We start from the raw sequence: 14097 nt of genomic DNA, 5'->3' as shown, positions 1-14097 counted from the left end.
TGTGAGCATATGCTTCACCGCAGCCGTGCTTGATAAAGTCCACGCCTGACGCCAAATAGAAGGATTGGCCACACTCAAGGAGCCCACCATGTCCGAACCGCTTGTAATCCCCTGCCCTCATTGCAATGGCCTCAACCGCATCCCCGGTGAACGCCTGAGCGATGCCCCAAAATGCGGGCGCTGCAAACAGCCAGTGTTGCTGAAAAAGCCCTTTGAGCTGAAACAGGGCGATTACGCCAGCCAGATCAAGGGCGACTTGCCGTTGCTGGTGGATGTGTGGGCCGAGTGGTGTGGGCCGTGCAAGTCGTTTGCGCCGGTGTTCGAGCAGGCGGCCGGGCAGCTCGAGGGCAAATGCCGGCTGGCCAAGCTGGACAGTGAAGCGAACCAGCAACTGTCGGCGCAGTTGGGGATTCGATCGATTCCGAGTTTGATCCTGTTCAGGAATGGCCGGGAAGTGGCGCGCCAGAGTGGAGCGTTTCCATTGCCGCAGTTGATGAGCTGGCTGCGAAGCCAAGGGGTGTAACCCGCCCTTGAAACCGGCGCAGGCCAATGTGGGAGGGGGCTTGCTCCCGATGACGGTGGGTCAGTCAGCACACCGGTAGCTGATCCACCGCCATCGGGAGCAAGCCCCCTCCCACATTTTGACTGCGTTTTCAGCTTGCGGATATCGGGGCTTCACGGCTCATTATCTGGCCGACCAGCAATACGCCCAGCTCGCTTAATTGGTGGATAGCCAGGGCCACGTCGCGGTGTTCGCCCGTGAGGTCGTTGGACAGGTTGAGCAGTAGCGTGCGAACGGAGGAGAGGGTTTCGTAGCTGTTGAGGACTAGCGTTTCGGTGGGGAGGTTGGGTGTGATGCTGTAAAGATTGCTAGCTGTCATGGTCATTCCCGGATTGGGCTGCCCTCACCTCGCTACTAAACAAGGGGCGGCAGCTGTACGCAGGTTAGTAGACCGGGGGAACGACGCAAAGCCGGCGCACCCGAAGGTGCCCTACGCACAGCCACCATCAAGCACAGACAGAATCTGCTGGATGAAGCTTGTGCACTTTACGCCGCTCTTCGGGCTACTAAACCCGATCGCTGAACATTCAGCGACCGGCAAACCTTAGAGACGCCCATTCAGACGCACAAGCCGGCGGATTCTGGCGTAGTTGTAGGTAACGAGACAAGACTTGCCCGCTATTGCCAGAGCCGTCCTACAGCCTTTGTGAGAAAAATTCCCGAACGCAAAGGCGAGCCTAAAGAGCGTGGGGCTCTGCGGGCCTTTAATTTGGCGGAAAACTGTGAATAAACACGAATCTTCTCTAAAAAAATTCTCCACGTATGCACCGTGCCGTACGCAGGAACGCGCTTAACTTGATCACTCACGAAGTGACAGTCGGCGTGAGGTATGCTTGAGGAATCTTTGCTAGATTCCAAATGCGCCGTACAAAGTAAACACTCGTTAAGTTATTCGCATACTCAATCGACAGGACTAGGAATATTTAAATCATTGACCCAGGGCATATGTAACATCTTATTGGTTGGTTGCCTGCTCTACCTGAGCGCAAGCTGGCTAATTTCTCCCTCACAAGCAAACTTAGACGAGATTGTATATAAACAATCGCTCGGAAACGGTAACTCAATCTACGGGGCCCGCGACAATCGCGGGGGAGCAACAGTAGCCTTTTCTTATCGCTATTATATTTCGAAGGAAGTTGAGGATGATGAACAAGCGTTGAAAGCATTAAAAGAAATCAACCCTTTTTTGATAACCAAAAATCCAGACGTTTCTGCACAAATAGTAGATGGCACATTGCATCTATCCACTCGCGGAAGAATTTATGAATTCAGTAGTTATGCTCTTGAGAATGTTCAGGGCGCGAGTGCTATTAAAGTAATCATGACATTGTAAAAATCAATGTGAGAGGGGCTTGCTCCCTCCCACAGTTTTTTTGAGCTGAACTTTGCCTCAAGTGCTCTCAAGCAAGTTATGCAACTGCACAAACTGCTGCGTCAGCTTGTGCCGTGGGTCCAGGTGAATCAGCGGCTTGCTCTCCTGGTGCGACTCGCGCATGCGCACCGAGCTGGCCAGGTACACGGGCAACACCGGCAACCCTTCGGCAATCAACTCGTCCAGCATCTGCTGCGGCAGGCTCGCCCGGGCCTGGAACTGGTTGACCACGATGCCTTCCACTTCGAGGCTTTCATTGTGGTCCTCCTTCAATTCTTCGATTTCCGCCAGCAGGCCGTAGAGGGCCTGGCGCGAAAAGCTGTCGCAGTCGAAGGGGATCAACACACGGTCGGCAGCGATCAGCGCCGAGACCGCATAGAAGTTCAGGGCCGGCGGCGTGTCGAGGTAAATGCGGTCGTAATCTTCGCTCAGTTCGTCCAGCAACTTTCGCAGTTTGTTGATCTTGTGCTTGGCCTCGAGCTTGGGTTGCAGGTCGGCCAGCTCCGGCGTTGCGGTAATCACATGCAGGTTGTCGAACGGCGTTTCGTAGATATCTACCTTGTTCTTCTTGGAAAACGGTCCGGAAGACAGGGTTTGCTTGAAAAAATCGGCGATTCCCATGGGGATATCGTTGCCGGTCAGCCCGGTGAGGTACTGGGTGGAGTTGGCTTGTGCATCGAGGTCCACCAACAGGGTTCGATAGCCTTCGCTGGCGCTGACCGCCGCCAGGTTGCAGGCGATGCTGGACTTGCCGACCCCACCTTTTTGATTGAACACCACACGCCGCATGGGGAAACCTCCGGGTATCAATGAATGCCCGAGTGTAGAGGGCAAAAGCGCCTGTTAGCTACCTCGCTGATCAATGCAGTGCAAGCCGGCTCCCTATGAGCAAATAAGAAAGGTCCGACGATCCCATTGAGTCGGCGGTCAAGCACAATCCGTAACCCTTCCCATGCAAAATTCAATCAACCGTGAACAATTATTTACCAATGTTTGCTAGAACCCCGCAGCACCGGGATAATGCGCGCCATTCGGCCCTGCGCTGTCCCGGAAAACCGGGGCATCGGTGGCACATGGAAGCCCGCAGGGGCGGGATAACTTCTCAGTGATCAACTTCAGCATCGCCCAATGGCGCGCCTGGGCTCCGGGCCTCGACAGCGCGGACGACTGGCACGCCTGGTGTCGGGCCCCGGTGTTGCTGCCCGCCAGCGAAGCTTGCCCTGACGTGTCATTTTTACCGGCCATGCAGCGCCGGCGCCTCAGCCGCCTGGCGCGCATGGCGTTCAGCGTGGGTTGGCCGCTGGCAGAGGGCCTGCAGGACCTGCCGCTGGTGTTCATTTCCCGGCATGGCGAAACCCCGCGCACCCTCGACATCCTCAGCGACCTGGCCAATGACGAACCCCTGTCACCCACCCAGTTCAGCCTGTCGGTGCACAACGCGGTGGTAGGGCTGTGGTCGATCCTGCGCAATGAGACCAGCGAAATGACCGCCCTCGCCGCCGCCGGCGACGGTCTCGAACACGGTGTACTCGAAGCCGCCGCACTGCTCAACGAAGGCGCGCCGGCGGTGTTGCTGGTGATCACCGAAGAACAGCCGCCCGCCGCCTACGCCGGCTGGATCCACGACGTACCGTTCCCCTATGCCCTCGGCCTGCTGCTGACCCCGGGCGACGAGTGGCAGCTGGAACTCACCGACAGCACTGTCCAACCCTCGACCGCCGCCCAGTGGCCCCACGCGCTGAACCTGCTGCGCACCCTGCTCACCGAACAGGGGGCCTGCCAACATGCCTGGAAGAACCGAGTATGGAATTGGCAACGCAAGCTGTGACCGACAAACCCCGGGACGCCTACTACTGGCGCCTGTTCGCCACCGCCGCGAGCTTTTTCCTGTTCGGCCTGGGCGGCTTGTGCCTGCGCCTGCTGGTGTTTCCGCTGCTCAGCTGCCTGCCCGGCGGCGCGACGAAGCATCAGCGCCGCGCCCGCCACACCATCAGCCGGCTGTTCTGGTTCTTCATTCGCCTGATGCAGCGTGTCGGGGTGCTGACCTACAGCGTCGAAGGCGCAGAAAGACTCGGACGCCCCGGCCAGATGATCGTCGCCAACCACCCGTCGCTGATCGATGTGGTGTTCCTGATTGGCCTGATGCGCCAGACCAACTGCGTGATCAAACGCAGCCTGTTTCAAAATCCGTTCACCCGCGGCCCGGTGCGCGATGCCGGCTACCTGAGCAACGACGGCAGCGCCGACATGCTCGATGCCGCCGCCGACGCCCTGCGCGCCGGCCAGACCCTGATCATCTTTCCCGAAGGCACCCGCACCACGCCGGGCGCGCCGCCGGCCTTTCATCGCGGCGCCGCCGCCATCGCGCTGCGGGGCGCATCGGTCATCACGCCCGTGGTGATCAAGGTCAGCCCCACCACCCTGACCAAGGCCGAACCCTGGTATCGCATTCCCAAACGTCGATTTCACTTCAGTTTGCGCGTGGGTGCCGATATAGAACCACAGGCGTTCGCCTCACTGGGGCCCGCGCCCCAGGCCTCGCGCAAGCTCAACGATTACCTGCACCACTATTTCATTAAGGAGCTCGCCGAAGATGAGCGACCAACAACGCCTTGAGCGCGACATAAAGATGCTGATCATCGAGGCCCTGGGCCTGGAAGACATCAGCGTCGACGACATTGGCAGCGAACAGACCCTGTTCGGCGAAGGCCTGGGCCTGGATTCGGTCGACGCCCTGGAACTGGGCCTGGCGATCCAGAAAAAGTACGGCATCAAGATCGATGCCGACGCCAAGGACACCCGTAACCACTTCACCAATGTGGCCTGCCTTGCGGCGTTCGTCACAGCCAGACAGGCAGCTTGAGACCGGACCATGCAAACTCGTGACGATATTTTCAACACCCTGCGCGATGCCCTGGTGGAGCTGTTTGAACTGCCGCCGGAGCGCGTCACCCTCGACGCCAACCTGTATCAGGACCTGGAAATCGACAGCATCGATGCCGTGGACCTGATCGACCATATCAAGCGCCAGACCGGCAAGAAGATCGCCGCCGAGGAATTCAAGGCGGTGCGCACCGTCAACGACGTGGTTGAGGCGGTGCACCGCCTGGTCCAGCCCGCCGCATGAGCCGGTTGATCGGCCTTGGCCTGTTGCTGGCGGGGCTGCTGTACCCGTTTGCGGTGTACTACGGCACCGAGCACTTTGCCCCGTGGCAGTTCGGCCTGCTGCTGGGCAGCCTGTGGCTGTTGCGCGCCGTTACCGGTGCGCGACGCCCCGGCAGCCGCTGGATGGCAGTGGCGGTGATCCTGTTCTGCCTGTTGCTGGCGTGGTTCGACAATCCGTACCTGCTGCGCTGGTACCCAAGCCTGGTCAGCGCGTTCATGCTGGCGCTGTTCGGCCTGAGCCTCAAATACGGCCCGCCGATGGTCGAGCGCATTGCGCGCATCACCGAGCCTGTGCTGGCGCCCAAAGTGGTTGCGTACACGCGCCAGGTCACCGTGGTGTGGAGCGTGTTTTTTCTGTGTAATGGCCTGCTCGCCGCTGCCCTCACCCTGTGGGCGCCGCTGAGCTGGTGGACGTTGTACAACGGCCTCATCGCCTACGGGCTGATGGGACTGTTGTTTGCCGTGGAATGGCTGATACGACAAAGGGTTCGAGGCCGCGTATGAAAGGTTTGAAACTTGAGCACCTGCTGCTTGAGCCACTGGAGCAGCGCCTGGTCACCACCGAGCCTGCGATGCACCATGCCCAACTGCGGGCGCACGCCTTGAGCCTGGCGGCAGGCCTGCAGGCGCGCGGTATCCGCCGCCTGGCGGTGCACCTGGAAGACGCCGGCGTGCTGGCGATTGCCCTGCTGGGCGCCTGGCGCGCCGGCGTGAGCGTGCTGCTGCCCGCCGACCTGCAACCGCACACGCGCCAACGCTGGGACGCATCCGTTGATGCCTGGCTGACCCAGGCTTCGGACCTCGACGCGTTGTACCAGGCGCCCCTGCCCGGCGGCGCCCTCGACCTGGACGCCTGTCAACTGAGCCTGTGCACGTCCGGCTCCAGCGGTGAACCCAAGCGCATCGACAAGACCCTGCGCCAGTTGGCCAACGAAGTCGACGCGCTGGAAACCCTGTGGGGCGCCGACCTCAAGGACGCCTGCATTATCGGCAGCGTTGCCACTCAACATATTTACGGCTTGCTGTTCCGCGTACTGTGGCCGCTGTGCGCCGGGCGCAGCTTTGGTCGCACCCAACTGGCGTTTTCCGAAGACTTGCAGCGCGCCAGCCGCGAACATTCCCGGTTCGCCTGGGTCGCCAGCCCCGCGCTGCTCAAGCGCATGGGCGACAACCTCGACTGGCCGGCGCTGAGCCACGTGTCGCGGGTGTTTTCCTCCGGCGGCGCATTGCCCGTCGAGGCCGCCGGCAGCCTGTACGATCGCCTGGGGCAATGGCCGACGGAAATCCTCGGCAGTTCGGAAACCGGCGGCATCGCCTGGCGCCAGGGCGCACAACCCTGGCAGCCCTTTGCAGGCGTTGAGCTGAGCCAGGATGCCGACGGCGCGCTGCGTATCGCCTCGCCTTATTTGCCTGCCGGGCATATCGAACACACCGCCGACGCCGCACGCATCCATGCCGATGGCCGTTTCGAACTGCTGGGGCGACTGGACCGCATCGTCAAGCTGGAAGAAAAACGCATCTCCCTGCCGATGCTCGAACAGGCCCTGATGGCTCACCCCTGGGTCAGCGAAAACCGCTTGGGCGTGGTCCAGGAAAACCGTGCTTCCCTGGGCGCCCTGGTGGTACTGAGCGCCGAAGGCCTGCATGCCCTGCGCAATCAGGGCCGACGCGCGGTGACTCAAACCCTGCGCCAGCATTTAAGCCTGCATTGCGAAGCCCTCGCCTTGCCACGCCGTTGGCGCCTGCTGCGTCAGCTGCCGCTCAACAGCCAGGGCAAGCTGCCCCAGGCCGAGATAGACGCGCTGTTACTGGCGCCCCGGCCCAAAGCGCCCGACGTACTGGAGCAGGTCGACGCCGACGGCGAATGGACCCTGCAACTGAGCATCCCGCCGGACCTCGCCTATTTCAGCGGTCACTTCCCGGTCACACCGGTGTTGCCGGGCGTGGTGCAGGTAGAGTGGGCATTCAACCTGAGCCAACAACTGATGGACGTGCCGACCCGGTTTGCCGGCATGGAAGTGCTCAAGTTCCAGCAACTGGTGCGCCCTGGCGATTCCATCGAACTGCACCTGCGCTTTGACGCGCAACGCAGCAAGCTGTATTTCGCCTATCGCAATGCCGACACCGCCTGCTCCAGCGGCAGGATCCAGTTGGAGATGGCGAATGATTAACCTGTCGCAGCTGTTATGGCTAAAGGGCTTGTTGTGGCGAGCGGGCTTGCCCCGCGTTGGGCTGCGTAGCAGCCCCAAAACAGGCGACGGAGCTCTGCCTGATACACCTCGGCAGCCTTATGGGGGCTGCTACGCAGCCCAACGCGGGGCAAGCCCGCTCGCCACAATAAGCCCGCTCGCCACAGGGCATTTGCCCGCACGGTGGGAGCCCCATGCATAACCCCTGCGCCCTGATCCCCGTCTATAACCATGAAGCCGTCGTGCCCGCCGTGGTGCGCAGCCTGCTCGCCAGCGGCCTGCCCTGCCTGCTGGTGGACGACGGCAGCAGCCCGGCCTGCGCGGCGGTGCTGGTGCAATTGGCGACCCTGGAACACGTCACCCTGATCACCCTGCCCCACAACCTCGGCAAGGGCGGCGCCGTCATGGCCGGCTTCCGCGAGGCCGCACGCCTGGGCTACAGCCATGCGCTGCAAGTCGACGCCGACGGCCAGCATGATCTGCGTGAAGTCGAAACCTTTATCGACACCTCGCGCCGGCACCCCGACGCAATCATCTGCGGCTACCCCGAATACGACGACAGCGTGCCCAAGGGCCGCCTCTACGCGCGCTACCTCACCCACGTATGGGTATGGATCAACACCCTCTCGCTGCAGATCCGCGATTCGATGTGCGGTTTTCGCGTGTACCCGCTGGCACCGGTGCTGGCGCTGATGGACTCGGCCTACATCGGCACGCGCATGGATTTCGATTCGGACATCCTCGTACGCCTGGCCTGGCGCAACCAGCCGATGCGCTGGCTGCCGACCCAGGTGCATTACCCCGCCGACGGCCTGTCGCACTTTCGCCTGTTCCACGACAACCTGCGCATCAGCGCCATGCACACCCGGCTGTTTTTCGGCATGCTGGTGCGCGCGCCGATGATCCTGTGGCGACGGTGGCAGGCATGACCGACAACACCAAACACTGGGCCGACCGCGAAGAACGCGGCAGCTTCTGGCTGATGAAATTCACCGCCGTCGCCGCCCGGGTGCTCGGCAGACGCCTGCTGAGCCCATTGCTGTACAGCATCGTGTTCTACTTTTTTCTGTTCGGCCGCACCGCGCGCCAGAGCGCCTGGCAATACCAGCAGCGCCTGGCGCAGTGGAGCGGGCGCGATGAGCTGCGCCCCACCCGGCGCAAGGTATTCGGCCAGTTCATGGCCTTCGCCGACTCCCTGCTCGACAAGCTCGACGTGTGGAACGGCAAACTGCGTCTGGAACAAATCGAAATCAACGACCCGGCGCAACTGCGCGGGCAATTGCGCGGCGAGCGCGGGCAGATGCTGGTGGGCGCACACCTGGGCAACCTCGAGGTGTGCCGCGCGCTGGCGGAGATCGGCGAACAGGTGACCATGAACGTGCTGGTGCACACCAAGCACGCCGAGCGCTTCAACCGCCTGCTGGGCGAGGCCGGTGCCACCCACCTGCGCCTGATCCAGGTCAGCGAGCTGGACCCCGCCACCATGCTGCTGCTCAGCCAGCGCCTGGACGATGGCGAATGGCTGGCGATTGCCGGCGACCGTGTACCGCTGCATGGCGGGCGCACGGTGCGCGTGGACTTTCTCGGGCATGCCGCCGCGTTCCCCCAAGGCCCGTGGCTGCTGGCCGGCCTGCTCCAATGCCGGGTCAACCTGCTGATGTGCCTCAAGCACCAGGGCCGCTACCGCCTGACCATCGAGCCCTTCGCGCAACTGATCGAATGGAAGCGCAGCACCCGCGAACAGGTAATCGCCCTGTGGACCGCGCGTTACGCCGCACGCCTGGGCGAGTTCTGTCTGCAGGCGCCCCAACAATGGTTCAACTTTTACCCCTTCTGGAAGACCCATGATCCCGCATCCTGAGCCGGTCACCTTTGGCGAACGCCCCCTGCGCATCGAAGACGTGCTGGCCCTGGCCAACCGTCAGGTGCACACGCAGTTGCAGGAAGACGCAGCCTATCGCCAGCGCATTGCCAAGGGCGCGCAGTTCCTCGACTCGCTGCTGGACAAGGAAGGCGTGATCTACGGCGTGACCACCGGCTACGGCGACTCCTGCGTGGTGGCGGTGCCGTTGCAGCACGTCGAAGCGCTGCCGCGTCACCTATACACCTTCCACGGTTGCGGCCTGGGCAAGCTGCTCGACGCCCAGGCCACGCGCGCGGTGCTGGCGGCCAGGTTGCAATCGTTGTGTCACGGCGTGTCCGGGGTACGCGTGGAGCTGCTCGAGCGCCTGCATGCCTTCCTCGAACACGATGTGCTGCCGCTGATCCCCGAGGAAGGCTCGGTGGGCGCCAGCGGTGACCTGACGCCGCTGTCCTACGTGGCGGCCACCTTGTCCGGTGAGCGCGACGTGCTGTTCCACGGCGAACGGCGCCCGGCCGCCGACGTGCACCGCGAGCTGGGTTGGGCGCCACTGGTGTTGCGTCCCAAGGAAGCCCTGGCCTTGATGAACGGCACTGCGGTGATGACCGGCCTCGCCTGCCTGGCCTTCGCCCGCGCCGATTACCTGCTGCAACTGGCCACGCGCATCACCGCACTCAATGTGGTGGCCCTGCAAGGCAACCCGGAACACTTCGACGAACGCCTGTTCGCCGCCAAGCCACACCCGGGGCAGATGCAGGTCGCCGCGTGGCTGCGCAAGGATTTGGCGATCGACGCGCCCACCGCGCCGCTGCACCGCCTGCAGGACCGCTACTCGCTGCGCTGCGCGCCCCATGTTCTCGGCGTATTGGCCGACAGCCTGAACTGGCTGCGCTCATTCATCGAGATTGAGCTGAACAGCGCCAACGACAACCCGATCATCGACGCCGAGCAGGAACGCGTGCTGCACGGCGGGCACTTCTACGGCGGGCATATCGCCTTCGCCATGGACAGCCTCAAGACCCTGGTGGCCAACGTCGCCGACCTGCTCGACCGGCAGCTCGCGTTGCTGGTGGACGTGCGTTACAACCACGGCCTGCCGAGCAACCTGTCCGGCGCACCGGCCGACCGCGCGATGATCAACCACGGCTTCAAGGCCGTGCAGATCGGCACCAGTGCCTGGACCGCCGAAGCCCTGAAAAACACCATGCCGGCCAGCGTGTTCTCGCGTTCCACCGAGTGCCATAACCAGGACAAGGTGAGCATGGGCACCATCGCCGCCCGCGATGCGATCCGCGTGCTGGAGCTGACCGAACAAGTGGCCGCCGCCGCCCTGCTGGCCGCCAATCAAGGGGTGTGGCTGCGCGCCCGGGCCGAGGCTGCGCGCCCGCTGCCACCGGCCCTGGCCGCCATGCACGTCGAGCTGGGCAAAGACTTTCCGCCCGTGATCGAAGACCGTGCCCTGGAAGGCGAATTGCGCCTGTGCCTGCAACGCATCGCCGCGCAGCACTGGAGGCTGCATGCGTAGCCCCGGCGTGTTGCACTGCAACACTGAAATCCTCGTGCCGTTTTTCGACGTCGACACTATGCATGTGGTGTGGCACGGCCATTACGTCAAATACCTGGAAGTCGCACGCTGCGCCTTGCTCGACAGGATCGGCCACAACTACAGCGCCATGCGCGAGGCGGGCTACGCCTGGCCGGTGATCGACATGCAATTGCGCTACGTGCGCGGCGCGGTGTTCGGCCAGACGATCAACGTACGCGCCAGCCTGGTGGAGTGGGAGAACCGCTTGAAGATCAACTACCTGATCACCGACCTCGCCAGCGGCGAGCGCCTGACCCGCGCCAGCACCGTGCAAGTGGCGGTGGAAATCGCCAGCCGCGAGATGCAGCTGGCCTCCCCCACAATCTTCACCGACGCCGTCGAGAGGGCCTTGAAATGAGATGTCCTGTGGGAGCGGGCCTGCCCGCGAAAATCGCCAACGTTAATGCGATCCGCCATGCACTGCGCAGCGTCCTCAGGTTTTTCGTGGGCAAACCCGCTCCCACATTGATCGGGCTGTTGCTGAGCTTCAGCGCCCACGCTTTCGACCTGCAACAACTCAGCGATCAACTGGCCAAACCCTCCGTGATCCACGGCAGCTTCACCCAGGAAAAACACCTGCGCGCCCTGCCCCAGCCCCTGGTCAGCAAGGGCACCTTCGTGCTTGCCAAGGACCACGGCCTGCTCTGGTTGCTGAAAACCCCGTTGCAACAGGACTACCGCATCAGCGCCCAGGGCATCGCCCGGCGTGAAGGCAATGGCTGGCAATGGCTGCCGAACAAGAGTGCCGGAGCTGAGCAGAACCGTCTGTTTCTCGCCGTGCTGCAGGGCGACAGCAGCGGCTTGCAGCGTGATTTCGAGCTGCACCTGCAAGGTGAGTCCACGCAGTGGAAGCTGACCCTGATTCCGCGTTCGCTGCTGCTCAAGCAGGTGTTCAACCAAATCAATATCGACGGCGGCGCGCTGGTGCACACCATCGAACTGCAGGAGACCCAGGGCGACAGCACCGTGCTGCGCATGCAGGACAGCACCGCGAGCCTGCCCCTGACCGACGCGGAGCAACATGACTTTGCCCAGTGAGCGCCTGCTGCCGCGCCTGTTCCTGATCCTGCTGGTGGCCGTGCTGGCCTTGGCCGGCTGGCAATGGCGCCAGGGTGCGCCGCTGTCGGCCAACCTGATGGAGCTGGTGCCGGGCAGTGCGCCGGATGCGCTGGAACAGCAAGCCGAACAACGCATGCAGGAGCCGCTCAACCGCGAGATGCTGGTGCTGGTGGGGCATGCCGACCGTCAGCAGGCGGTGGCCGTGGCGCAACAGCTGGGCGCGCGCTGGCAGGCCAGCGGGCTGTTTGAAACGGTGCAGTGGAACCTGCAGGCCGACCTGCCGGCACTGCGCGAGCAACTGCTGCGCGGGCGACTGGCGATGCTCGCGGCCAAGGACCGCGAGCAACTCATCGAGCATCCCGAGGCGTTTATCCAGCAGCGCGTGCAATCGCTGTTCGACCCCTTTACCGGCTTCAGTCTGGTGCCGAGCCAGGATGACTGGCTGGGCCTCACCGGGCGCATCCAGAACAGCCAGCCACAGCATGGCTCGGTGCAACTGGATATCGGCAGCGGCGCGCTGATCGCCGATGCCGACGGCAAAAGCTGGGTGCTGCTGCGCGCGCGCACCACCGGCAATGCCTTCGATATGCACCTGCCGCTGCAAGTGGCGGACCTGCTCCAGGCCAGCCGCGCAGAGGCCGCCGAGCACGGCGCGCAACTGCTCGCGGCCAGCGGCCTGCTCTACGCGGCCAATGGGCAGCAGCAAGCCACGCGGGAAATCACCTGGGTCGGCGGCGGCGCGACCGTCGGCATTTTGCTGTTGCTGCTTCTGGCCTTCCGCCGCTGGCGCGTATTGCTCGCCTTCGTGCCGGTGGTCACAGGCATGCTGTTCGGTGCGGTGGCTTGTGTGGCGCTGTTCGGCCATGTGCATGTGATGACCCTGGTGCTGGGCTCCAGCCTGATCGGCGTGGCGGTGGATTACCCGCTGCATTACCTGTCCAAAAGCTGGAGCCTGAAGCCGTGGCAAAGCTGGCCGGCGTTGCGCCTGACCTTGCCGGGGCTGAGCCTGAGCCTGGCGACCAGTTGCATCGGTTATCTGGCGCTGGCCTGGACACCGTTTCCGGCACTGACGCAGATTGCCGTGTTTTCCGCCGCTGGGCTGGTGGGCGCCTACCTGTGCGCCGTATGCCTGCTGCCGGCGCTGCTCAAGGGCATTGAATTGCGCCCGGCGCAGTGGCCGCTGCGGATTGCCGAGGGCCTGTGGCGGCTGCGCGAATCGTTGCTGCAGCGCGTGCCGAGCCCGCTGTTGCTGGCGCTGGTGCTGCTGTTCTGCGCCGGCGGTGTATGGCACCTGAACAGCAAAAACGACATTCGCCAGTGGATCGGCGCACCGCCCCACTTGCTGCAGGAAGCCCAGGCCGTGGCACGGATTACCGGCTTTCAGCCCACCAGCCAGTTCTTCCTGGTGCGCGCAGACAACCAGCAACAGTTGCTGGAGCGTCAGGCCGCGCTGGGCCAGCGCCTGGAGCAACTGGTGAATATGGACAAGCTGCAGGGTTACCTGGCGCTCAACCAACTGGTCAGCTTGCCGGCCGAGCAACAGCAACTGCGCGATGCGCTGGGCAACCTGGCGCAACACTGGCAGCCGCTGGTGGACCTCGGTGTGCCGGCCAGCGCCCTGCAAGCCGAAGTGGCGCAGTTGCAGGCGCTGCCCACCGAAGATATCGACGCCGCCCTCAAAGGTCCGCTGGCCGAACCCTGGCGCACGCTATGGCTGGGCCCGGTCAACGGCGGCGTGGCAGCAATGGTCAGCCTGCAGGGCCTGAACAATCCGGCGCTGCTGCGGGTGCAGGCCGTGGACTTGCCTGGTGTGCAACTGGTGGATCGCCTGGGCGACCTGAACCGCGTGTTCGCCGCCACACAGATCAGCGCCGCCGAACTCAAGTTACTGTCGTGTGTGCTGATCGTGTTGCTGCTGATGGTGCCGTTCGGCTTCGGCGGGGCCTTGCGCATCGTCGCGCTGCCGTTGCTGGCCGCGCTGTGCAGCCTGGCCAGCCTGGGCTGGCTGGGCCAGCCGCTGACCCTGTTCAGCCTGTTCGGCCTGTTGCTGGTCACGGCCATCAGCGTCGACTATGCGATCCTGATGCGCGAGCAGATCGGCGGCCCGGCGGTCAGCCTGCTGGGCACGTTGCTGGCGGCGTTGACGACCTGGCTGTCGTTCGGTCTGCTGGCGGTATCGAGTACGCCAGCGGTGAGTAATTTCGGCCTGTCGGTCAGCCTCGGCCTGGCATTCAGCTTTATGCTGGCGCCCTGGGCCGGGCCGCGCAGACCCGCCCTATGAATGTGATTATCGCCCATGCGGCA

16 protein-coding genes are annotated in these 14097 nt (G+C 63.4%); 14 read left to right on the top strand and 2 right to left on the bottom strand.

The window, feature by feature from the left end; genetic code table 11:
* Nucleotides 1-88 precede the first annotated feature (88 nt).
* On the top strand, nt 89-523 hold the full coding sequence (trxC, locus tag JOE32_RS19480; protein ID WP_015373594.1) for a thioredoxin TrxC: 435 nt from the start codon (nt 89-91) through the stop codon (nt 521-523).
* A gap of 130 nt (nt 524-653) precedes the next feature.
* On the opposite strand, the gene JOE32_RS19475 is transcribed toward trxC, so the two are convergent.
* Nucleotides 654-881, bottom strand: coding sequence for a DUF6124 family protein (locus JOE32_RS19475; protein WP_209987686.1), 228 nt, complete (start codon nt 879-881; stop codon nt 654-656).
* Between the two features lie 510 nt (nt 882-1391).
* Between JOE32_RS19475 and JOE32_RS19470 the strand changes: the two genes are divergently transcribed.
* Nucleotides 1392-1895 (top strand): hypothetical protein, encoded by a 504-nt coding sequence (locus tag JOE32_RS19470; RefSeq protein ID WP_245229076.1) that lies wholly within the window; start codon nt 1392-1394, stop codon nt 1893-1895.
* Between the two features lie 57 nt (nt 1896-1952).
* Here JOE32_RS19470 and JOE32_RS19465 read toward each other — a convergent pair whose 3' ends face one another.
* Nucleotides 1953-2723 (bottom strand): ParA family protein, encoded by a 771-nt coding sequence (locus tag JOE32_RS19465; protein ID WP_003237260.1) that lies wholly within the window; start codon nt 2721-2723, stop codon nt 1953-1955.
* 316 nt (nt 2724-3039) lie between these two features.
* On the opposite strand from JOE32_RS19465, the gene JOE32_RS19460 reads away from it, so the two are divergent.
* The 12 genes from JOE32_RS19460 (at nt 3040) to JOE32_RS19405 (ending at nt 14074) form a co-directional block, all read left to right on the top strand.
* The gene (locus JOE32_RS19460; protein ID WP_209987682.1) at nt 3040-3762 is read left to right on the top strand and encodes a beta-ketoacyl synthase chain length factor; all 723 of its coding nucleotides are present in this window, start codon (nt 3040-3042) and stop codon (nt 3760-3762) included.
* Nucleotides 3738-4550 carry a lysophospholipid acyltransferase family protein gene (locus JOE32_RS19455; protein ID WP_209987679.1) on the top strand — a complete coding sequence of 271 codons (813 nt, stop codon included), beginning with the start codon at nt 3738-3740 and terminating at the stop codon, nt 4548-4550. Before JOE32_RS19460 ends, JOE32_RS19455 begins: the two co-directional genes overlap by 25 nt.
* A complete protein-coding gene (locus tag JOE32_RS19450) occupies nt 4528-4797 on the top strand; it encodes a phosphopantetheine-binding protein (protein ID WP_057008480.1) in 270 nt (89 codons plus the stop codon). Before JOE32_RS19455 ends, JOE32_RS19450 begins: the two co-directional genes overlap by 23 nt.
* A gap of 9 nt (nt 4798-4806) precedes the next feature.
* Complete coding sequence (locus JOE32_RS19445; protein WP_209987676.1) at nt 4807-5061, top strand: acyl carrier protein; 255 nt, start codon at nt 4807-4809, stop codon at nt 5059-5061.
* Entirely contained in the window at nt 5058-5603 is a 546-nt protein-coding gene (locus JOE32_RS19440) for a hypothetical protein (RefSeq protein ID WP_209987673.1), read from the top strand. Before JOE32_RS19445 ends, JOE32_RS19440 begins: the two co-directional genes overlap by 4 nt.
* Nucleotides 5600-7270 (top strand): acyl-CoA synthetase family protein, encoded by a 1671-nt coding sequence (locus JOE32_RS19435; protein ID WP_209987670.1) that lies wholly within the window; start codon nt 5600-5602, stop codon nt 7268-7270. Before JOE32_RS19440 ends, JOE32_RS19435 begins: the two co-directional genes overlap by 4 nt.
* A gap of 212 nt (nt 7271-7482) precedes the next feature.
* Entirely contained in the window at nt 7483-8217 is a 735-nt protein-coding gene (locus JOE32_RS19430) for a glycosyltransferase family 2 protein (protein ID WP_209987668.1), read from the top strand.
* Nucleotides 8214-9149 carry a glycosyl transferase gene (locus tag JOE32_RS19425; RefSeq protein ID WP_209987666.1) on the top strand — a complete coding sequence of 312 codons (936 nt, stop codon included), beginning with the start codon at nt 8214-8216 and terminating at the stop codon, nt 9147-9149. The genes JOE32_RS19430 and JOE32_RS19425 overlap by 4 nt, the downstream gene beginning before the upstream one ends.
* Complete coding sequence (locus tag JOE32_RS19420) at nt 9133-10674, top strand: aromatic amino acid ammonia-lyase (protein ID WP_209987664.1); 1542 nt, start codon at nt 9133-9135, stop codon at nt 10672-10674. The genes JOE32_RS19425 and JOE32_RS19420 overlap by 17 nt, the downstream gene beginning before the upstream one ends.
* Entirely contained in the window at nt 10667-11092 is a 426-nt protein-coding gene (locus tag JOE32_RS19415; protein WP_209987661.1) for an acyl-CoA thioesterase, read from the top strand. The genes JOE32_RS19420 and JOE32_RS19415 overlap by 8 nt, the downstream gene beginning before the upstream one ends.
* Nucleotides 11089-11772, top strand: a complete 684-nt coding sequence (locus JOE32_RS19410) for an outer membrane lipoprotein carrier protein LolA (RefSeq protein WP_209987659.1) — start codon at nt 11089-11091, stop codon at nt 11770-11772. Before JOE32_RS19415 ends, JOE32_RS19410 begins: the two co-directional genes overlap by 4 nt.
* The gene (locus tag JOE32_RS19405; RefSeq protein WP_245229074.1) at nt 11756-14074 is read left to right on the top strand and encodes an MMPL family transporter; all 2319 of its coding nucleotides are present in this window, start codon (nt 11756-11758) and stop codon (nt 14072-14074) included. The genes JOE32_RS19410 and JOE32_RS19405 overlap by 17 nt, the downstream gene beginning before the upstream one ends.
* Nucleotides 14075-14097 lie beyond the last annotated feature (23 nt).

Source organism: Pseudomonas sp. PvP025, from assembly GCF_017832155.1.
Taxonomy (GTDB): domain Bacteria; phylum Pseudomonadota; class Gammaproteobacteria; order Pseudomonadales; family Pseudomonadaceae; genus Aquipseudomonas.
The sequence above is the reverse complement of the archived record's forward strand: the minus strand, read 5'-3'. Positions and strand labels throughout refer to the sequence as shown.